The following is an 18,897-nucleotide window of genomic DNA, read 5'->3' on the forward strand; positions in this document are numbered from 1 at the left end:
GGATATGAACCCAAAAACGTCCAAAACATGGAACCGGCTGGACAACGCCGCCAAAATTTTCCCTCCCACCAGCACACGCCGGGATCCGAAGGTGTTCCGCTTTTCCTGCCGTCTGACGGAGGAGGTTGAACCCGATGTACTGCAAAAAGCGCTTGACGGGGCAATCCGGGAATTTCCGGGTTTCTGCTGCATTTTAAAGCGCGGAGCGTTCTGGTATTACCTGGAGGAAAGTCCCCTTCGCCCCAAGGTGCGCGAGGAAACGGAGCCGCCATGCAGCACACTCTATAAAAACTCCAAAAAACTTCTGTTTCAGGTGATATACTTCCGGCAGCATATCGTGCTGGAGGTATATCACGCGCTGACGGACGGCACCGGCGCAATCCAATTCCTCAAAGAAGTGGTGTGCCGCTACCTTGCCCTGCGTCATCCGGACACGTTCGGCAGCAACCCTCCTCTTTCGGACTACGATGCGTCGTTCGCCCAAAAAATGAACGACAGCTTTGACCAATACTATAATAAGAAGAACAAACAGCGCAATCCCGGGGATCCCCCCGCCTTTCAGCTTCGCGGCCTCAAAAACCCGGAAGGGCTCCTCACCGTCATCGAGGGACTCTGTTCCAGCCGGGAGGTTCTCTCCGCCGCAAAGAAGCGCGGTGTGACAGCCACTGTGCTGCTCACCTCCGTGCTGCTGCGTGCCATCGGCCTGGACATGCGGGTGGCCGATCGCAAAAAGCCCGTTGTGCTGACGATCCCTGTCAACCTGCGGAATTATTTTGACTCCCAGTCCGCACGCAACTTTTTCAGCCTGATCCCGGCCGTGATGGAATTCCGTGACGGCGTGCCGCCGCTGGAGGAAATTTTTCCTCTTGTCAAGGAACAGTTCACCTCCCGTCTGACGAAAGAGTATCTGCAAAACCGCCTTGACGGGCTGGCGGGACTTGAGCATAATCCCATTTCGCGGATTGTACCGCTCCCGATCAAGGATCTGGCTATGAAGGCAGCGTACCGCATTTCGGAGCGCTCCGCCACGGCGGCTTTGTCAAACGTGGGAATCATCCGGATTCCGGAGCCGCTCATGCCCTATATTGAGTTTTTCGACGTCTTTACCAGCACACCGAAATTGCAGCTCTGCGTATGCTCCTGCGGCGATCGCATGGCGCTGTGCTTTTCCTCCGCCTTCGCATCCCCGGACGTGCCGCGGCGCTTTTTCCGGATGCTGACGGAAACGGGAATCTCGATGACTATCATCACAAATTTGAACGCAGAGGAGGAAACGGCATGAAGCATTGTTCCAAATGTGGTGTTTTTGTCGCGGGCAACCGTTCTCTTTGTCCGTTATGTCAATCTCCTCTGACGGGAGAGTGGGACGGGGAAGCCCCGGATTTCCCCTCCCTGCCCTCCGGCTTTCCGAGGCGTGCGCTTGCCCTGCGGATTCTCGCCTTTCTCACCTTTGCGTCGCTCGCCATCTGTGCCGCTGTGAACTTCTCCATCCCGGAGCATGACTGGTGGGTGCTCTATGTGGCGGGTGGGCTTGCCAGCGCATGGATTCTTCTGCTGCTCTTTCTCAAGAAAATGAGGACGCCGCTGAAAAATCTGATCTACCAGACAGGAGCCGCGGCGCTGCTTTGTGTGTTGTGGGATCTTGCCACCGGCTGGCACCGCTGGTCGCTCGATCTGGCCCTCCCTATTGTTTTTCTCGCCTGCATGGCATTGATGCTGGCGATCGCCGTAATTCGGCGGATTCCGCCCGCGGACTGCCTGCTGTATTTCGGGGAATCCATTCTGCTGGGCCTGGTTCCCGCCGTTCTTCTGCTGTGCGGCGTCATTCACCTGCCGCTGCCATCTCTCATCTGCGGCAGCGCGGCGGTTGTTTTCCTGGCCGGGCTTGTGATGTTTTTCTGGGGGCCGTTTTGGGCGGAGATCCGCAGAAGATTTCATATATAATGAGGAAAACTTCCCTCGGAGCCTCGCGAACCCTTGCCTGAATGGAAAGAGATTTCCGACCATGTGTAAAAAATCCGTCATCTTTCACAACAATTATAAAGTTTAGAGCAAGATTGAGATTGCAATTCCTGGTGTTTCCTGTATACTAAAAGTACAGAATCAAGTTCGGCAATATGGAGATTTTGTACAGAAATTTTCCGATCGCCGTCTTGTTACATTGAACGGAAGGTAATACCAATGAAAAAGGTTCTGAGTACCATACTGGCCGCCCTTCTCGCCGCCGGCGCACTGAGCGCCTGCCAGTCGGCTCCTGCTTCTTCCGGCACGGAGAGCACGCCGGAAAGCAAAGCGGAGGAGAGTACCGCTGAGGAAAGCAAGGCCGAGGGCGGAGACGCCGCCACAAGCGATATCACACTGACCTACTGGTCCATGTGGAACTCCACCGAGCCGCAGGCAATCGCCATTCAGGAAGCCATCGACGCCTATACGGCGGAGACCGGCATCAAGGTGGAGGTACAGTGGAACGGCCGTGATACCCAGCAGCAGACCATCCAGGCCGCTCTGGACAGCCAGACCGCTATCGACCTCTTCGACGAGGACTTCCAGCGCGTTTCCACGCAGTACAACAAGAACTGCCTGAACCTGGAAGACATGGCCGCAGCTGTCGGCTATGAGGATTACGCTGTTGCCGCTCTGCCCGCCGCTGTGCGCAACTGGGCCGGCGAGCTGATCGCCATCCCCTACCAGCCCTACACCTCCGGCGTGTTCTACAACAAGGCCGCCTTTACGGCCGCCGGAATTGAAAAAGAGCCCGAGACCTGGGATGAATTCCTCGAGGTCTGCCAGAAGCTGAAGGACGCCGGTTATGTCCCGCTCGTGCAGGACGACGCCTATGTCCTCTACACCTACGGCTTCCAGCTGGCCCGCTACATCGGCCAGGACGCTGTGAAGGAGCTGGCCCTTAACGGCGGCTGGTCCCAGAGCGCCGAAGCCAAGAAGGCTGCCGACGATATCGCAAACCTGGTTTCCCAGGGCTACATCGATGGTCTCGATGTTTACCCCGAGGGTGAGAACCGCATCGGCTTCGAGGAGGCCGCAATGGTCGTGAACGCTTCCTGGGTTCCCAGCGAGATCACGAACAACACCGACTGCGACCTTGAGTGGGGCATGTTCAACTATCCCGCCGTGGAAGGCGGCAAGGATCCGAACACCGTCGCCAACATTGGCGCCCAGGCGTTCGCCATCCCCTCCTATTCCGAGCATCCGCAGGAGGCTTTCGACCTGATCACGAAGATCACCTCCGGCGAGTTTGACGCCAAGATGGCTATGGCAAGCAACGGCATTCCGGCCGACACCCGCAACGAGGAGTGGCCCGAGATGCTCGCAGGCGTTCGTGACGCGTTCAATGTGCAGACCGGTGGTACAGCCCGGCATCATCACTGTCAGCATCTTTAACTTCCTCGCTGTTTGGAATGAATATTTCATGGCCCTGATTTTTGCGGGCTCCGACGAACTCAAGAACGTGGGCATCGGTTTGTTCAACATGGTGAGCGCCATGAAGAGCGTGGGTGATCTGGGCGGCCTGTTCGCTGCGGTCATTATCGTGTTTATGCCCACCTTCCTGCTGTACATTTTCCTGAGTGAAAAAATCATCGCAGGCGTCACCGCCGGTGGCGTCAAAGGATAACCCGGCACATATTTCCCATAAGCAGCTTCCCGCATCCCAGCATAGAAACGACCAGAAAGGGGCGCGCAAAGCATCCCGGCTTTCCGCGCCCCTTTTCATACTCAAAAAGAAAGAAGGCAGGAATCCATGGACGAGAAAAGAACTACTGGCCGTGTTACCATCCCTACCAACCTTGACGTCGTTCCCGAAACAATTGAGATCCTCAAAAAATGGGGAGCCGACGCCATCCGTGACTGCGACGGCACCGAATTCCCTGAGAAGCTCACCGGCGTAGGCGCGAAAATCTATTCCACCTATTACACCACCCGCAAGGACAACGAGTGGGCTAAGGCCAACCCGGACGAGGTGCAGCAGTGCTACATCATGACGGGCTTCTACACCGCCCGCGATGGAGAAATGCTTTCGATCCCGCTCATGAAGGGCATCTCTCCCGAGCTGATGAAGGTCAACACCCGCGATGATATCCGCCGCTGGTGGGAAGTAATCGACCGCACAACGGGCGAACCTCTTTCCCCGGATGCGTGGCGCTACAATGAGGAAACCGGCTGTGTGGAGCTCCCCTCCCCCGTCGCCTTCCATGATTACACCGTCAGCTTTCTCGCCTATCTGATCTGGGATCCGGTCCATATGTACAACGCCGTCACCAACGACTGGAAGGACTTCGAGCACCAGATCACCTTTGATGTACGCCAGCCCAAAACGCACAAGTTCACCATGGAACGCCTGCGCAAATTCATCGCGGATCACCCCTATGTGGATGTCATCCGCTATACCACCTTCTTCCATCAGTTCACGCTGATGTTCGACGAGCTCAAGCGGGAAAAATATGTGGATTGGTATGGCTATTCCGCAAGTGTTTCCCCGTACATTCTCGAGCAGTTTGAGAAGGAAGTCGGCTATCCCTTCCGCCCTGAGTACATCATTGACCAGGGCTACTACAACAACCAGTACCGGATCCCGAGCAAGCAGTTCAAGGACTTCCAGGCCTTCCAGCGCCGTGAGGTTGCGAAGCTGGCCAAGGAAATGGTTGATATCACCCATGAGCTGGGCAAGGAAGCCATGATGTTCCTGGGCGATCACTGGATTGGCATGGAGCCCTTCATGGACGAGTTCAAGACCATCGGTCTCGACGCTGTCGTCGGAAGCGTGGGCAATGGTTCGACGCTGCGCCTGATCAGCGATATCCCCGGCGTGAAATACACCGAGGGCCGTTTCCTGCCGTACTTCTTCCCGGACACCTTCCACGAGGGCGGCGATCCCGTCAAGGAGGGCAAGGAAAACTGGGTGACAGCCCGCCGCGCCATCCTGCGCAAGCCGATCGACCGCATCGGCTACGGCGGCTACCTCAAGCTTGCCCTGGACTTCCCGGAGTTTGTCGATTACATCGAAAGCGTCTGCAACGAGTTCCGCGAACTGTATGAGAACATCAAGGGAACCACTCCCTACTGCATGAAGACCGTCGCGGTGCTCAACTGCTGGGGCAAGATGCGCGCCTGGGGCTGCCACATGGTGCACCACGCGCTCTACCAGAAGCAGAACTACAGCTACGCGGGCGTCATCGAAGCGCTCAGCGGCGCGCCGTTCGACGTGAAATTCATCAGCTTTGACGATGTGAAAGCCGATCCCTCCATCCTGGATTCTATTGATGTAATCATCAACGTCGGCGACGGCGATACCGCTCACACCGGCGGCGTTATCTGGGAGGATCCCGCCATCTCCAGCGCCATCAAGCGCTTTATCGCAAACGGCGGCGGCTTCATCGGCGTCGGCGAGCCTGCCGGACACCAGTATCAGGGCCATTACCTCCAGCTGGCGAATGTGATGGGCGTGGAAAAGGAAACCGGCTTCACGCTCAACTATGACAAGTACAACTGGGAGGAGCACCCGGATCACTTCATCCTGCAGGACACCACCGGCCCGGTTGACTTCGGTGAGGGCAAGAAGAGCATGTATGCGCTTGAGGGAGCGGAAATCCTGGTGCAGCGTGAGAAGGAAGTGCAGATGGCCGTCAACAGCTTCGGCGAGGGCCGTACCGTTTACATCAGCGGCCTGCCCTACAGCTTTGAAAACAGCCGCCTCCTGTACCGTTCCATCCTCTGGTCGGCACACGACGAGGCAAATCTGCACAAGTGGTTCTCCACCAACTTCAACGTTGAGGTTCACGCCTATGTGAAGAACGGCAAATACTGCGTGGTCAACAACACCTACGAACCGCAGCACACCACCGTTTACAAGGGCGACGGCTCCAGCTTTGATCTGGATCTGGATGCAAATGAAATCAAGTGGTATGAAATCTAATCCTTAACACAGATCTGTACCGGAAGGATCCGTTCTTCCGGTACAGGTTCTGTCATTTTAAAAGAAAAGAGTGTGATTTCTTTGGCAGAACGTCCCAATATCCTTTTGATCATGACCGACGAACAGCGCGGGGACTGTCTGGGCTATGCCGGACATCCGGACGTCAAAACGCCCTATCTGGACTCCCTGGCCGCCGACGGTGTTTATTTCCCGAACGCCTGGTCCTCCTGCCCCACCTGTGTCCCGGCACGCGCAATCCTGCACACGGGCCTGAGCCAGCGCCACACCGGAAAAGTCGGCTATCAGGACCGGGTGGACTGGAATTATGGCTGCACAATGGCGGGCGAGCTGAGCCGGGCGGGCTACTATACGCAGTGCGTGGGAAAGATGCATGTCCATCCCCTGCGCAATTATCTGGGCTTTCACAATGTGGAGCTGCATGACGGCTATCTGCATGAATACCGCTTCGCGGGTGTGGATCACTACGAAAATCAGCTGTTCGCGGACGATTACTTCTACTGGCTCAAAAACGAGCTGGGCGCCGAGGCCGATGTGACGGATTCCGGTATGAACAGCAACGGCTGGACCGCCCGCCCCTGGCCCTATGAGGAGAAGTATCATCCCACCAACTGGGTGGCAAGCCGCACCATCGATTTCCTGCGCCGCCGGGATCCGCGCCAGCCCTTTTTCCTGATGGCCAGCTTTGTGCGTCCGCATGCCCCCTATGACGCACCGCAGTGCTATTTTGATCTCTACAAGGACAAGCCCCTTCGTCCGCCTGTACACGGAGACTGGGACGACACAAAAATGCTGAAAAAGCGCGGCATGGTGTTCAATTCCTGCACCGGCCCGAGCGATCCGGAACTGATCCGGCAGCAGCAGATCGGCTATTACGCCTGCATCACCCATGTGGATCACCAGATCGGACGCATTATTCAGGCGCTGATCGAGCATCGTCTGCTGGACAATACGGTCATCCTCTTCACCTCGGATCACGGCGAAATGCTCTCCGATCATGGCTGGTGCCGCAAGTCTCTGCCCTACAACGGCAGCGCCCATATCCCCATGTTCATCAGCGGTCCCGAACGCTTTATCGGCCCGCGCGGGCGTGTGGAGGATTCCCTGGTGGAGCTGCGCGACGTGATGCCCACACTGCTGGATCTGGCCGGAGCACCCATCCCGGAGCATCTTGACGGAAAAAGCATGCTGCATCCCATCGACCGCGAATACCTTCATGGAGAGCACACCTTCTCCTTCAACCACTGGTCGAGCCAGTTCATTGTCACGAAAACGGATAAATTCGTCTGGCTCAATGAACGCAATGAGGAACAGTACTTCGATCTGGTCCACGATCCGGACGAGACGCACAACGCCATCCACGATCCCGACAAGCAGGAGCGGATCGCGTATCTGCGCAATCTGCTGATCCAGGAGCTTCGGGATTCCGAGGAAGGGTATTCGGACGGAACACGCCTGATCCCGGGACGCACCCCGGTCAACTGCCTTTCCAACGCCGCCCTTCCCAACTGCTGAAAAAACAGCCCTTTTGCCTATCTCCACGCATGGCCCTTCGGCGGTGCGTGGAGATTGTTTTATATCTGGTCATTTCATCAAAATGAAGGGAAAAATATTTTGTGTTTTTTTAGAAGTTGAACAATTCGTCAAAAAGTTTTATAATGTCTATATCGTGAGAAAATGGGAGAAAATTCTGAACCCACTTTTTAACTGCGCCGGAAACGCTGTAAGGAGGTTGATCTATGCATTCCACTCACTATATCATGCCCTCGTCGGATCATGCTGCTGTAGAGGAGTCCAGCGCAAAACTCCTGTACGTCAGCTGCGCTCAATACAGCCAGGAATGGAATTCCACCCTCCACACCCATTCCTGTGCGGAGCTCTTCTTTGTGACCGGCGGGCGCGGGCGCTTCCGCCTTCAGGAGGAAAGCTTCTCTGTTGCCGTCGGGGATTTGATTGTGGTGAACGCCAATGTCCCCCATACCGAGCTCAGCCAGGAAGGAAGCCCTATGGAATACACTGTCCTGGGCGTTGACGGGCTGGAGGTACTGGGCGATACGGGAGGCTTCGCGCTCCTGCACTTTGACGCCGGCTGGGAAGAAATCCAGTGGTTTCTGCGCCTGATTACACAGGAAGCACGCCTCGGCCAAAGCGGCTATCAGGATTTTTGCCAGCATCTGCTGTATGCCATGCTGATCCGTTTGCAGCGCCGGGATGGCTTTTCCCTCACCTCCGACGAGCCGGAACGCAAAATCAGCAAGGAATGCAGCCTGGTGCGGCGGTATATTGACAACCACTTCAAGGAAAACCTCACCCTGGATCAGTTGGCCGACGTGGCTCACATGAATAAATATTATCTGGTGCACGCCTTCCGGCGGGAATACAACGTTTCGCCCATCAGCTATCTGATCTCCCGGAGAACCCAGGAAAGCCGTTTTCTGCTTTCCAACACCGACCACACCCTTTCGCAGATCGCACAGATTCTCGGCTTCTCCTCTCCCAGCTATTTTTCGCAGAGCTTCCGGCGGATTGAAGGCATCAGTCCGCAGGAATACCGAAAGCTTTCAAGGCTTGCCGCAGAGAATGACAAGCCCAACCGTTGAAGGAGGCCTCCATGCCATACTCCGCATTGTGCCCCTCCAAGCCCCTGGCCATCTCTGCCTTGTATACAGTCCACTATTTTGAATACTCCGGCAGCTATGCCTTTCCGGGGGAATCGCATGATTTCTGGGAATTTCTTTATGTGGACAAGGGGATTCTGCGTGTCACCGCCGGAGATCGCACCTGCGACCTCACAAGCGGGCAGATGATTTTCCACGAACCGGGCGAATTTCACGCCCTCTCGGCTCTGGGCGTCGCGCCGGATCTGGTGGTGGTCAGCTTTGCGTGCCACAGCCCGTGCATGGACTTCTTCCGGGGCCGCATCACGCGGGCGGATTCCCAGGAACGCGCTCTTTTGGCCCGTATCGTGGAGGAAAGCACCGAAGCCTTCTCCACCCCGCTGAATTCCCCCTACACCACCGGCCTGAACCGCCGTGCCAATTCGCTTTTCGGGAGCGAACAGCTGATCTGCGCCGCTCTGGAAGAGCTCCTGATCCGCCTGATCCGGCGCGGCAGCCAGCCGGCCCGGCCGCTTGCGCCCCCGGCAGCGGAGGAAAGTACGGTTGCGCGCGTTACGGAATACCTGGAGGAGCATCTTGACCGTGCGCTTACCATTGAACAAATCTGCCGGGATAACCTCATCGGCCGCAGCCAGCTGCAAAAGCTGTTTCATGCGCAGACCGGCGGCGGAGTGATGGAGTATTTCGGCAAAATGAAAATCCGTGCCGCCCGCAGGCTGATCCGGGAAGGACGGCTTAATTTTACCCAGATTTCCGCAAGTCTGGGATTTCAGTCCATTCACTATTTTTCGCGCAAGTTCCGCATGATTACCGGCATGACGCCAAGCGAGTATGCGCGCAGCGTCAAGATGCTGGCGGAGCTTCCCGGGGCTTCTGCGGACGATTGTGCAAATAATGGGTAAGATCGTCTATTTTCTTTCCCTGCCGGGAGGACTACAATGGAAGCAGACAAAAAAGAAGTACACAAACCATCCACCGACATTTTATTGAAGAGGAAGGATTTTTTATGAGTAAACCGGTTCTTGTTGTGATGGCCGCCGGCATGGGAAGCCGTTACGGAGGACTCAAGCAGATCGATCCTGTGGGAAACCACAACCAGCTGATCATTGATTATTCCATTTACGATGCCCACCGTGCCGGTTTTGAAACCGTTGTTTTCGTGATCAAGCACGAGATCGAGGAGACATTCAAATCCGCTATCGGCGATCGTTTGTCCAAAATCATCCATGTGGAGTACGCTTATCAGGAGCTCGCGGATCTTCCCGAGGGCTACACGGTTCCCGAAGGCCGCGTGAAGCCCTGGGGCACCGCGCATGCCATTCTGGCGGCCCGCAAGGTCGTGGACGGACCGTTTGCCGTCATCAACGCGGACGACTATTATGGTCACGACGCGTTCCGCAGCATCTATGAATATCTGGAAAACCATCCCGACCGGCCCAACTGCTATGAGTTTGCAATGGTCGCTTACCTGCTGGGCAACACCGTCACCGAGAACGGCCATGTCGCCCGCGGCGTCTGTGAGGAGGATGGCAAGGGTTATCTCGTGCGTGTCACCGAACACACACATATTGAGAAGGACGGCGAAAACGCCCGCTTCACTGAGGATGACGGCAAGACCTGGACGAGCCTGCCCGGCAGCACCATCGTTTCCATGAACCTGTGGGGCTTCACCAAAAGCTTCCTGGCTGAAGCAGAAAAGCGTTTCCCGGCTTTCCTTGACAAGGCGCTTGTGGAAAACCCGCTCAAGGGAGAATACTTCCTTCCCAGCGTAGTGACGCAGCTGCTGGAGGAGGACAAGGCACGTGTGAAGGTTCTGCGCAGCACAGATAAATGGTATGGCGTAACCTACCGCGACGACAAGCCGGTGGTTGTGAAGGCGATTGCGGATATGACGGCAAAGGGGATCTACCCCGACAAGCTTTGGGAGGATTGAAAACAATGGAACGGGCAGAAAAGTATTTGCAGAACGCACTGAATGCGTTTGACTTCGGCGGAGAGGTTGTCGGTGCAGTGCGCTACGGCAAGGGACATATCAACGATACCTTCTGCGTCCACACACAGCCAGGCGAGAATCCCTGCCGCCGCTTTATTCTTCAGCGGATCAGCTCCGGAGCTTTCCATCATCCGGAACAGCTCATGGCAAACATCGTGGGCGTGACCTCCTATCTCAGCAAGGAGATCGCTGCGGCAGGCGGCGATCCCACCCGCGAGACCATGCAGGTCTGTATGACAAAGGACGGAAAAAGCTTCTATGCGGACGAAGAGGGCGGTGCATGGCGCGTGTACCCCTTTATTGAGGACACTATCTGCCTTCAGGCCGCGGAGACACCGGAGCTGTTCGAGGCGTCCGCGTTCGCGTTCGGCAATTTCCAGCGCATGCTCAAGGATTATCCTGCCGATACGCTGTATGAAACCATCCCGCATTTCCATGACACCGAGGACCGTCTTGCCAAGCTCAAGGCCGCCGTGGCTGCCGACGTGATGGGACGCGTGAAGGAGGTCCAGCCCGAGCTGGATTTCGTCGCTGCCCGTGAGGCGGACTGCTCCGTCGCTTTGCAGGCTCTGCGCGAAGGCAAGCTGCCCCTGCGCGTTACTCACAACGACACCAAGCTGAACAATGTGCTGATTGACCGTGAGAGCGGCCGCGGTGTCTGTGTCATCGACCTGGACACCGTTATGCCGGGCCTGTCCATCAATGATTTCGGCGACTCGATCCGCTTTGGCGCCAACCACAGCGCCGAGGACGAGAAGGATCTGTCCAAGGTGAATTTTGATATCTCTCTTTTCAACGTCTACACACGCGGCTTCCTGGAGGGCGCGGCAGGCGCTCTGACAGATGCCGAACTGGATTATCTCCCGTGGGGCGCAAAGCTGATGACGCTTGAGTGCGGCATCCGCTTCCTGACGGATTATCTGGAGGGCGACCACTACTTCCGCACGCATCGGGAAGGCCAGAATCTCGACCGCTGCCGCACACAGTTCAAGCTGGTCTCCGACATGGAGCAGCAGTGGGACGACATGAAGGCTGTCATCGATCAGTACAGGAAATAAAAAGTGCGAACGTGAAGTTTTCGCCCGCCTTTTTCAAAAGGGCGCCGTGTGCCGGTGGCACACAGACAAGGCGCCGACCGAAGCGGAGCGAAGACCCGGCGGGGTTTGGGGGCGCGGTGCGCCAGTGGCGCACGAATTAGCGCCGACCGAGCCGGCAGGCGAGACCCAGAGCCCCATACTATTGTGCGAAGCCACAAAGAAGCCAGGAAAAAGAGCGAAGCGATTTTTTCCGGATGTTTTTCAATCCACATCAAAAGAAAATCCCCCGCAGTCTTTCCGGAATCTTCGGAAGAGACTGCGGGGGAATTTTTTATGTTTGCGGAAAAAGATTAGTAAGCCTTGCCCCAGTATACCATGGATTTCGCAGGCTTGCCGCAGCAGACGCAGACGTCAGAGAGCTGCTCCTGCTCAAACGGGATGCAGCGGGAGGAAACGCCCGCGTCGTCCTTGAGCTTCTGCTCGCAGGCCTCGTCGCCGCACCACATGGCCTTGATCAGACCAGGCTTGTTGGCAGCGATGTCGATCATCTCGTCAAGCGTGCGGGCCTCATATGTCATGGATTCGCGGCGGGCCAGCGCCTTGTCAAACATCTGCTGGCGCACGATGGAAAGCTGCTCCTGAATGGCCTCCTCGAGATTGTCGAGAGAGACGAAAATCTTCTCGCGGTCAGTACGGCGTACCAGCACGCACTGATTCTTCTCCATATCCTTAGGGCCGATTTCCAGACGGAGCGGCACGCCCTTCATCTCATACTGGGCAAACTTCCAGCCGGGGCTCTGCTCGCTGTCGTCCAGCTTCACACGGAAGGACTTCTTGAGACGGTCGCGCAGTTCAGCGGCCTTGTCAAGCACGCCCGGCTTATGCTGGGCGATCGGCAGAACCACAACCTGGATAGGAGCAATGGCAGGCGGCAGGACAAGGCCGTTGTCGTCGCCATGCGTCATGATGATACCACCGATGATGCGGGTGCTCATGCCCCAGGAGGTCTGGTGCGGATACTGCGGCTTGTTGTCGCGGCTCTGGAAGGTCACATTGAAGGCACGGGCAAAGCCATCCCCGAAATAGTGGCTGGTGCCGCTCTGAAGGGCCTTGCCGTCGTGCATCATGGCCTCAATGGTATAAGTAGCCTCCGCGCCCGCAAACTTCTCCTTGTCGGTCTTGCGGCCCTTTACGACCGGAATGGCCAGCTGCTGCTCGCAGAAGTCGGCGTAGACGCGCAGCATCTGCTCCGTCTCCTGCATGGCCTCCTCGGCCGTCTCGTGCATGGTGTGGCCCTCCTGCCAGTGGAATTCCACGCTGCGCAGGAAGGGGCGCGTCGTCTTTTCCCAACGCACCACACTGCACCACTGATTATACAGCTTCGGCAGATCACGCCAGGAGTGGATCACGCGGGCATAATGATCGCAGAAAAGGGTCTCGGAGGTCGGACGCACGCACAGGCGCTCCTCCAGCTTTTCGGAGCCGCCCATCGTCACCCACGCCACCTCGGGCGCGAAGCCTTCGACGTGATCCTTCTCCTTCTGCAGAAGGCTCTCTGGGATGAACAGGGGCATCGACACATTCTCATGCCCCAGCTCCTTGAAACGGGCGTCGAGGAAATGGGTGATGTTCTCCCAGATGGCATAACCGTATGGCTCGATGACCATGCAGCCGCGCACGCTGGAGTAATCCATCAGCTCCGCTTTTTTCACGATGTCGGTGTACCATTGGGCGAAGTCCTCCTCCATGGGGGTGATGGCTTCGACCATTTTTTTCTGTTCAGCCATGAGAGTCTCTCCTCTTTATGAATTCCCCGGCAGAAGCCGGAGGATGATTACTTTTCCTCGCTTTTTCCCGAGGTCACACGGTTGAGAACGGCAATCACGATCCAGATCAGGACCATAACGATCAGGATACCCAGCATACCGAAGCCCATCAGCTTGAGGGAGTTGAAAACCTCCTGATCCGTCACATCCCCAAGAACGCTCTGAAAGAGCACGGACGCCGCAAAAAACAGATTGTTCATCATTGCACATCCATCCTTTCCTTACATGCCCAGGAACTGCGGAGCCAGCGAAAGAATGATGCCGCCGGCCACAACAGAACCGATCTGACCCGCGACGTTCGCGCCGACCGCGTGCATGAGCAGGTGGTTCTGGTTGTCCTCCTTGAGAGCCATCTTCTGGATCACGCGAGCGGACATCGGGAACGCGGAAATACCCGCGCCGCCGACCATCGGGTTGATCTTCTTGTCCTTGGGCAGGAAGATGTTCAGCAGCTTCGCAAACAGCACACCGCCGATGGTGTCAAAGATGAAGGCAACCAGGCCGAGCGCCATGACGACGAGCGTTCCCCATGTCACAAAGACCTCCGCGCGCATCTGATAGGAAATCGTGATGCCGAGGAAGATGGTGATGAGGTTGGCAAGCGGTCCCTGCGCCGTCTGAGACAGACTGTCGAGGCAGCCGCTCTCACGGATCAGGTTGCCGAACATCAGGAAGCCCACAAGGGCTACGGAATCGGGGGCAATGAAGCCCGCGATGATGGTAACGATGATCGGGAACAGGATACGGGTGGTCTTGCTGACCTTCGCCGGGTTGTAGGGCATGCGGATCATGCGCTCCTTCTTGGTGGTCACAAGACGGATGCACAGCGGCTGGATCACCGGCACAAGGGCCATGTACGAATACGCCGCCACCGCGATAGCACCCTGATAGCTGCTTCCCAGCTTCTGGGAAACCATGATGGAGGTCGGGCCGTCCGCCGCGCCGATGATACCGGCGCTCATGGCGTCGTTCATATCAAAGCCGAGAAGGACTGCCAAAACGACCGTCAGGAAAATACCGAACTGCGCCGCTCCGCCGAAGAGAAGCATACGCGGGTTGGAAAGCAGGGGGCCGAAATCGATCATCGCGCCAATGCCGATGAACAGCACGAGGGGGAAAACCTCGTACACATTGATCCCCTTTTCGAACAGCCAGGTGATGATGCCGTGTTCCCCCACCACGCCCGAAAGCGGGAGGTTGACAAGGATCGCGCCGAAACCCATGGGCAGCAAAAGGGCCGGTTCAAAGTCCTTTTTCACCGCCAGCCAGATGAGCAGGCCGCCGATCACCCACATGAACACCATCTGCCATGTGACGTTCTGGAACCCGTTGATCAGAAATTCAAATTCGCTCAGCAAGTGTTATTTCTCTCCTTTTCTTTTTTCTATCCGCCCGAAATCTGTGCGGAGACTCCTCCGCTTTGCCTGGACCTACATTTTCGCATGGCGCCCCGGAGCGGCCGGACGCGCGGCTTCAAGAAAATCCTGCGGCTGAACCCCACCGCAGGAAAAGCACCTTATATTATAATGGAAAGCATGTCCCATTGCAAGCCAAAAAATTCCGGAAACCTTTCCGCTCTCAATCTCCTTTTAGAGCTCCAAACGGTAGCAGCGGCTTGGAAAACGAATATCCATATTGTATTTTTGAAATTCCGATTCCTTTTCCAACACAAACCCGCACTTTTCCAACAGCGCAATGGATCCCAAATTCTCTATAGCTACTTCGGCGGTAACCCATTTTCCGCCCAGCTTTCGAATCCAATCGATCAAAAGGTGCAGCGTTTCGGTTCCATATCCCTGCTTCCAGCAGTGCTTTTCTATGCAATATCCAATGTCAAATCCAAGCCCCTGTTCATCCGGGGCCGCAAAGCAGGTCCCAACCCTGTCTCCGTCCTTGGTTTCTACCATCAGATAATACACATCTTCTCTGTCCTGAAGATTGTCGAGCGCTTTCTGATATACCACATCCACAAAGTTCGCAGTGGGATCGCTCAGATATCTTCCGTTTTCTTCATCCAGCCAAATCCCCATGCAAAACGGCAGATCCTCTTTTTCATAGCTGCGCAGCCGCACACACTCTCCGCTTAGTTTTCCCTTTATTTTCATGCGCCGTCTCCTCCCTCAAACAGAAAACAGGCAGCGGACGCTTTTGCGTCATCCGCTGCCTGAAATGGTTTACCCCCGCCAAAGCGGGGGACAAAATACGGAAATCAGGTATGATCCTCAATATACTGGACCAGATCGCCGACGGTTTTAATGTTGTCCGTCTCCTCGTCGGGGATTTCGAGCTCAAACTCGTCCTCGATCGACATGAGCAGATCAACCACGTCAAGAGAATCCGCGCCCAGATCGCCTTCGATCATCGTATCGGGAGTGATGGAATCCTCTTCCACATCAAACTGATCGCTCAGAATCTTCTTCACTTTTTCCAGAACCATGCGTTTCCCTCCTATCTTCACATGAAATCAGAGACGTCAGGCGCGGCACAGTACCCCTGCCGGTGGACAAACGGCGGGCGGTTGTGCTACAATACGAGGCGTGGCAGAACCACTGCCGCACCCTGCCTATCCACATATTATTAGTTATCCGGCCCTTTGTCAATCATTTTTTTGGAAATCCCTCCCCTTTGCTGGAAATTTCCGTTTCCATTTGCATTTTTCCTGAAAGGATGACCTGCCATGTCCACCGCCAAATTTGCCCTGCTCGGCCACCCGCTCGCCCACTCCATGTCTCCGTTCCTGCATCAGAGGCTGTTTGCAGCCGCCGGCGTGCAGGCGTCGTATGAGCTGCTCGACGCTGCTCCGGAGGAACTCCCTGCCGCCGTGGAGCGCCTGCGGGAGTTCGACGGCTTTAACATCACCATCCCATACAAGCAATCGATCCTGCCCTATCTCAACGAGGTCGACGGAACAGCCTCCTTTTTCGGCTCCGTCAATACGGTGAAAAACGAGGGCGGCAGGCTGATCGGCTGCTCCACGGACGGCGACGGCTTTCTCTTCGCTCTGCGGGCGGCGGGCGTATCCTGCAAAGGAAGCCTGCTGCTGCTCGGCTGCGGCGGAGCCTCCCGCGCGATGGGCGGCACCGCCCTGCTGGCCGGAGCCTCCTCCATTCTCGTCGCGGCACGCCATCCGGAGCGCGCGGAGCCCCTTCTGGCAGATCTGCGCTCCTTTGCCAGGGAGCGCGGCCTTTCCTGTAAAATTCGCGCGCAATCCTTCGAGGAGCTGGAACGCGGCACGCAGGAACGCTGGGATCTGCTGGTCAACGGCACACCCGTCGGGATGCACCCGCACACCGACGGCTGCCCCGTTTCCGAACAGGTGATAAACCGGTGCAAAGCGGTCTTTGACGCGGTGTACAATCCGGATGAAACCGTTCTGCTGCAAACGGCGGAACGCTTGGAGAAAACGGCGGTGCATGGAATCGGAATGCTGTGCGGGCAGGCCGCCGTTTCCGAGGAGTTCTGGGGGCTTCCCGCATGCGATACGGACAGCCTGCTGCGTCTGTGCCGCGAGGCCGTGGAGGAAATGAACCGGCAGTTTGGGGAGGGAGCCTAATGGAAGAGAAACGCAACCTCATTCTGTGCGGCTTCATGGGCTGCGGCAAGAGTACCGTCGGCCCCCTTCTTGCACGAATGAGCAGCAGGCGCTTTGTGGATATGGATTCCTACATTGAGTCGCAGGCCGGAAAATCGGTCTCCGCTATCTTCGCCGAGGAGGGAGAAACGCACTTCCGCGCCCTGGAAAAGGAAGCCTGTGAAGCCCTCTCCCATGAACAGGGACTCGTGATCGCTTCCGGCGGCGGCACGCTGATCCAAAAGGGAAACGATGAAATTCTGCGCAGAACCGGCGTGATTGTTCTGCTGGATGTGCCGTTTGACACACTTCTGGAGCGCCTGAAGGAGGACACCTCCCGTCCGCTGCTGCAAAAACCCGAGCGCGGCGCCGTGATTCAGTCGCTGCTCGCGGAGCGCCTGCCGATCTACCGCGCCGTTTCGGATTATGCCATTCCGGCACAGGAGTCCCCGGAAGCAGTGGCGCGGCGGATCCTCGCCGTGCTGGGAGAAGCGCCGCGCACATGTTAGCTTTCTGAAATTTCCGGTTGACAAACCAAAAAAAGAACGGTATGATAAAAAAGATTTCAAAACGGGAGCTGTCCGGGTTGCCGCGGAACAGGAGACTTTCCACATGAACGCAATTTTCAGCGCACGATTTACAAGCTTTGGCTATCCCCGCTATTTTATGGCGCGGGATTTTTGTGCATGCGCTGATTGCTGTGGAAACTCCATGCCGCGCAGCAGACGGAAGGGCTTGTAATCGAAACCAAAGCCTGTGTTTTCGGGATACCGGAAACACCGCGATGCTGCTGACGATCAAACGGCGGAGCTGGAAACAGCCCCGCCGTTTTTTGTTGCCCTTTTCCCGCATCCCCCGCACTTTCATCATTCAAAGGAGGAATTTCCATGATTATCGTATTAAAGCCGAACTGCACCGTCGAACAGCTCAACCACTTCACCGAAGGGCTCAAGCACGACTACGACGTTAAAGTTAACACCTGGGTCGGCACACAGAGCACCGTCCTCGGCCTCATCGGCGATACCTCGGCCATTGACATCGACTACATTGCCGCGCAGGACTTTGTGGAGAGCGTCAAGCGCGTGCAGGAGCCGTATAAAAAGGCAAACCGGAAATTCCACCCCGACAACACAGTGATCACTCTGCCGGGCGGGCAGAAAATCGGGGACGGCTCCCTGTCGATCATGGCAGGTCCGTGCTCTGTGGAAACGGAAGAGCAGATCTGCGAGGTGGCCGCGCGCGTAAAGGCGGCAGGTGCGCAGTTCCTGCGCGGCGGCGCGTTTAAGCCCCGCACCTCCCCCTATGCGTTCCAGGGCCTGAAGGCGGACGGCCTGGAGCTTCTGCGCGAGGCCCGCAAGAAAACAGGGCTTCCGATCGTCACCGAGATCATGAGCGCCGCCCATCTGCCTCTCTTCGAGGATGTGGATATCATCCAGGTCGGCGCGCGCAACATGCAGAATTTTGAGCTGCTCAAGGAGCTGGGCAAAATCCGCAAGCCGATCCTGCTCAAGCGCGGCCTTTCCAGCACCATCGAGGAACTGCTGATGAGCGCCGAATACATCATGGCGGGCGGCAATGATCAGGTCATCCTCTGTGAGCGCGGCATCCGCACCTATGAGACGTACACACGCAACACGCTTGACATCTCCGCTGTGCCAATCCTCAAGCGCCTGTCCCATCTGCCCGTCATCGTGGACCCAAGCCACGCCTCCGGCATTGCCTGGCTGGTGGAACCGCTGGCCATGGCCGCCGTCGCGGCCGGCGCGGACGGACTGATCATCGAGGTGCACAACAATCCCGCCAAGGCTCTGTCCGACGGCGCGCAGTCGCTCACACCGGATCAGTTCGACCATGTGGCAAAGCGCGTATTCACCGCAGCGAAGCTGCTGCGGACGGAGGGCTGAG

18 protein-coding genes are annotated in these 18,897 nt (G+C 56.8%); 13 read left to right on the plus strand and 5 right to left on the minus strand.

The window, feature by feature from the left end; all coding sequences use genetic code 11:
• The first annotated feature begins 4 nt into the window (after window positions 1-4).
• The 10 genes from B5F35_RS02970 to B5F35_RS03015 all read left to right on the plus strand — a co-directional run bounded on the left by B5F35_RS02970 (window position 5) and on the right by B5F35_RS03015 (window position 11,616).
• A complete protein-coding gene (locus tag B5F35_RS02970) occupies window positions 5-1,282 on the plus strand; it encodes a hypothetical protein (RefSeq protein ID WP_087237933.1) in 1,278 nt (425 codons plus the stop codon).
• Window positions 1,279-1,944: a DUF6320 domain-containing protein gene (locus tag B5F35_RS02975; RefSeq protein ID WP_087237935.1), complete on the plus strand. Its 666-nt coding sequence runs from the start codon at window positions 1,279-1,281 to the stop codon at window positions 1,942-1,944. Before B5F35_RS02970 ends, B5F35_RS02975 begins: the two co-directional genes overlap by 4 nt.
• Before the next feature lie 237 nt (window positions 1,945-2,181).
• Window positions 2,182-3,399 carry an ABC transporter substrate-binding protein gene (locus B5F35_RS02980; RefSeq protein ID WP_087237937.1) on the plus strand — a complete coding sequence of 406 codons (1,218 nt, stop codon included), beginning with the start codon at window positions 2,182-2,184 and terminating at the stop codon, window positions 3,397-3,399.
• Window positions 3,400-3,427: 28 nt separating this feature from the next.
• A complete protein-coding gene (locus B5F35_RS02985; RefSeq protein WP_442856420.1) occupies window positions 3,428-3,631 on the plus strand; it encodes an ABC transporter permease family protein in 204 nt (67 codons plus the stop codon).
• 126 nt (window positions 3,632-3,757) lie between these two features.
• The gene (gene gnpA / locus B5F35_RS02990) at window positions 3,758-5,929 is read left to right on the plus strand and encodes a 1,3-beta-galactosyl-N-acetylhexosamine phosphorylase (RefSeq protein ID WP_087237939.1); all 2,172 of its coding nucleotides are present in this window, start codon (window positions 3,758-3,760) and stop codon (window positions 5,927-5,929) included.
• An 81-nt stretch (window positions 5,930-6,010) separates the two neighbouring features.
• Complete coding sequence (locus tag B5F35_RS02995) at window positions 6,011-7,462, plus strand: arylsulfatase (protein WP_087238147.1); 1,452 nt, start codon at window positions 6,011-6,013, stop codon at window positions 7,460-7,462.
• A 224-nt stretch (window positions 7,463-7,686) separates the two neighbouring features.
• Window positions 7,687-8,547 carry a helix-turn-helix transcriptional regulator gene (locus tag B5F35_RS03000; RefSeq protein WP_087237941.1) on the plus strand — a complete coding sequence of 287 codons (861 nt, stop codon included), beginning with the start codon at window positions 7,687-7,689 and terminating at the stop codon, window positions 8,545-8,547.
• Between the two features lie 11 nt (window positions 8,548-8,558).
• On the plus strand, window positions 8,559-9,467 hold the full coding sequence (locus tag B5F35_RS03005) for an AraC family transcriptional regulator (RefSeq protein ID WP_087237943.1): 909 nt from the start codon (window positions 8,559-8,561) through the stop codon (window positions 9,465-9,467).
• A gap of 104 nt (window positions 9,468-9,571) precedes the next feature.
• Window positions 9,572-10,498: a nucleotidyltransferase family protein gene (locus B5F35_RS03010; RefSeq protein ID WP_087237945.1), complete on the plus strand. Its 927-nt coding sequence runs from the start codon at window positions 9,572-9,574 to the stop codon at window positions 10,496-10,498.
• A gap of 5 nt (window positions 10,499-10,503) precedes the next feature.
• On the plus strand, window positions 10,504-11,616 hold the full coding sequence (locus tag B5F35_RS03015) for a phosphotransferase enzyme family protein (RefSeq protein ID WP_087237946.1): 1,113 nt from the start codon (window positions 10,504-10,506) through the stop codon (window positions 11,614-11,616).
• 329 nt (window positions 11,617-11,945) lie between these two features.
• On the opposite strand, the gene proS is transcribed toward B5F35_RS03015, so the two are convergent.
• The 5 genes from proS to acpP form a co-directional block, all read right to left on the minus strand.
• Window positions 11,946-13,382, minus strand: a complete 1,437-nt coding sequence (gene proS, locus B5F35_RS03020) for a proline--tRNA ligase (RefSeq protein ID WP_087237948.1) — start codon at window positions 13,380-13,382, stop codon at window positions 11,946-11,948.
• A gap of 47 nt (window positions 13,383-13,429) precedes the next feature.
• Window positions 13,430-13,624 (minus strand): hypothetical protein, encoded by a 195-nt coding sequence (locus tag B5F35_RS03025; RefSeq protein WP_242969376.1) that lies wholly within the window; start codon window positions 13,622-13,624, stop codon window positions 13,430-13,432.
• 18 nt (window positions 13,625-13,642) lie between these two features.
• Entirely contained in the window at window positions 13,643-14,725 is a 1,083-nt protein-coding gene (locus tag B5F35_RS03030) for a sodium ion-translocating decarboxylase subunit beta (protein WP_087238150.1), read from the minus strand.
• A 285-nt stretch (window positions 14,726-15,010) separates the two neighbouring features.
• The gene (locus B5F35_RS03035; protein ID WP_087237950.1) at window positions 15,011-15,526 is read right to left on the minus strand and encodes a GNAT family N-acetyltransferase; all 516 of its coding nucleotides are present in this window, start codon (window positions 15,524-15,526) and stop codon (window positions 15,011-15,013) included.
• 104 nt (window positions 15,527-15,630) lie between these two features.
• Window positions 15,631-15,858: an acyl carrier protein gene (gene acpP, locus B5F35_RS03040; RefSeq protein ID WP_087237952.1), complete on the minus strand. Its 228-nt coding sequence runs from the start codon at window positions 15,856-15,858 to the stop codon at window positions 15,631-15,633.
• 240 nt (window positions 15,859-16,098) lie between these two features.
• On the opposite strand from acpP, the gene B5F35_RS03045 reads away from it, so the two are divergent.
• The 3 genes from B5F35_RS03045 to aroF all read left to right on the plus strand — a co-directional run bounded on the left by B5F35_RS03045 (window position 16,099) and on the right by aroF (window position 18,896).
• Complete coding sequence (locus tag B5F35_RS03045) at window positions 16,099-16,974, plus strand: shikimate dehydrogenase family protein (protein WP_087237954.1); 876 nt, start codon at window positions 16,099-16,101, stop codon at window positions 16,972-16,974.
• Window positions 16,974-17,501 (plus strand): shikimate kinase, encoded by a 528-nt coding sequence (locus B5F35_RS03050; protein WP_087237956.1) that lies wholly within the window; start codon window positions 16,974-16,976, stop codon window positions 17,499-17,501. Before B5F35_RS03045 ends, B5F35_RS03050 begins: the two co-directional genes overlap by 1 nt.
• A gap of 378 nt (window positions 17,502-17,879) precedes the next feature.
• Window positions 17,880-18,896: a 3-deoxy-7-phosphoheptulonate synthase gene (gene aroF, locus B5F35_RS03055; protein ID WP_087237958.1), complete on the plus strand. Its 1,017-nt coding sequence runs from the start codon at window positions 17,880-17,882 to the stop codon at window positions 18,894-18,896.
• The last annotated feature ends 1 nt before the right edge of the window (window position 18,897 follow it).

Source organism: Anaeromassilibacillus sp. An200 (genome assembly GCF_002160025.1).
Classification (GTDB): domain Bacteria; phylum Bacillota; class Clostridia; order Oscillospirales; family Acutalibacteraceae; genus Caccousia; species Caccousia stercoris.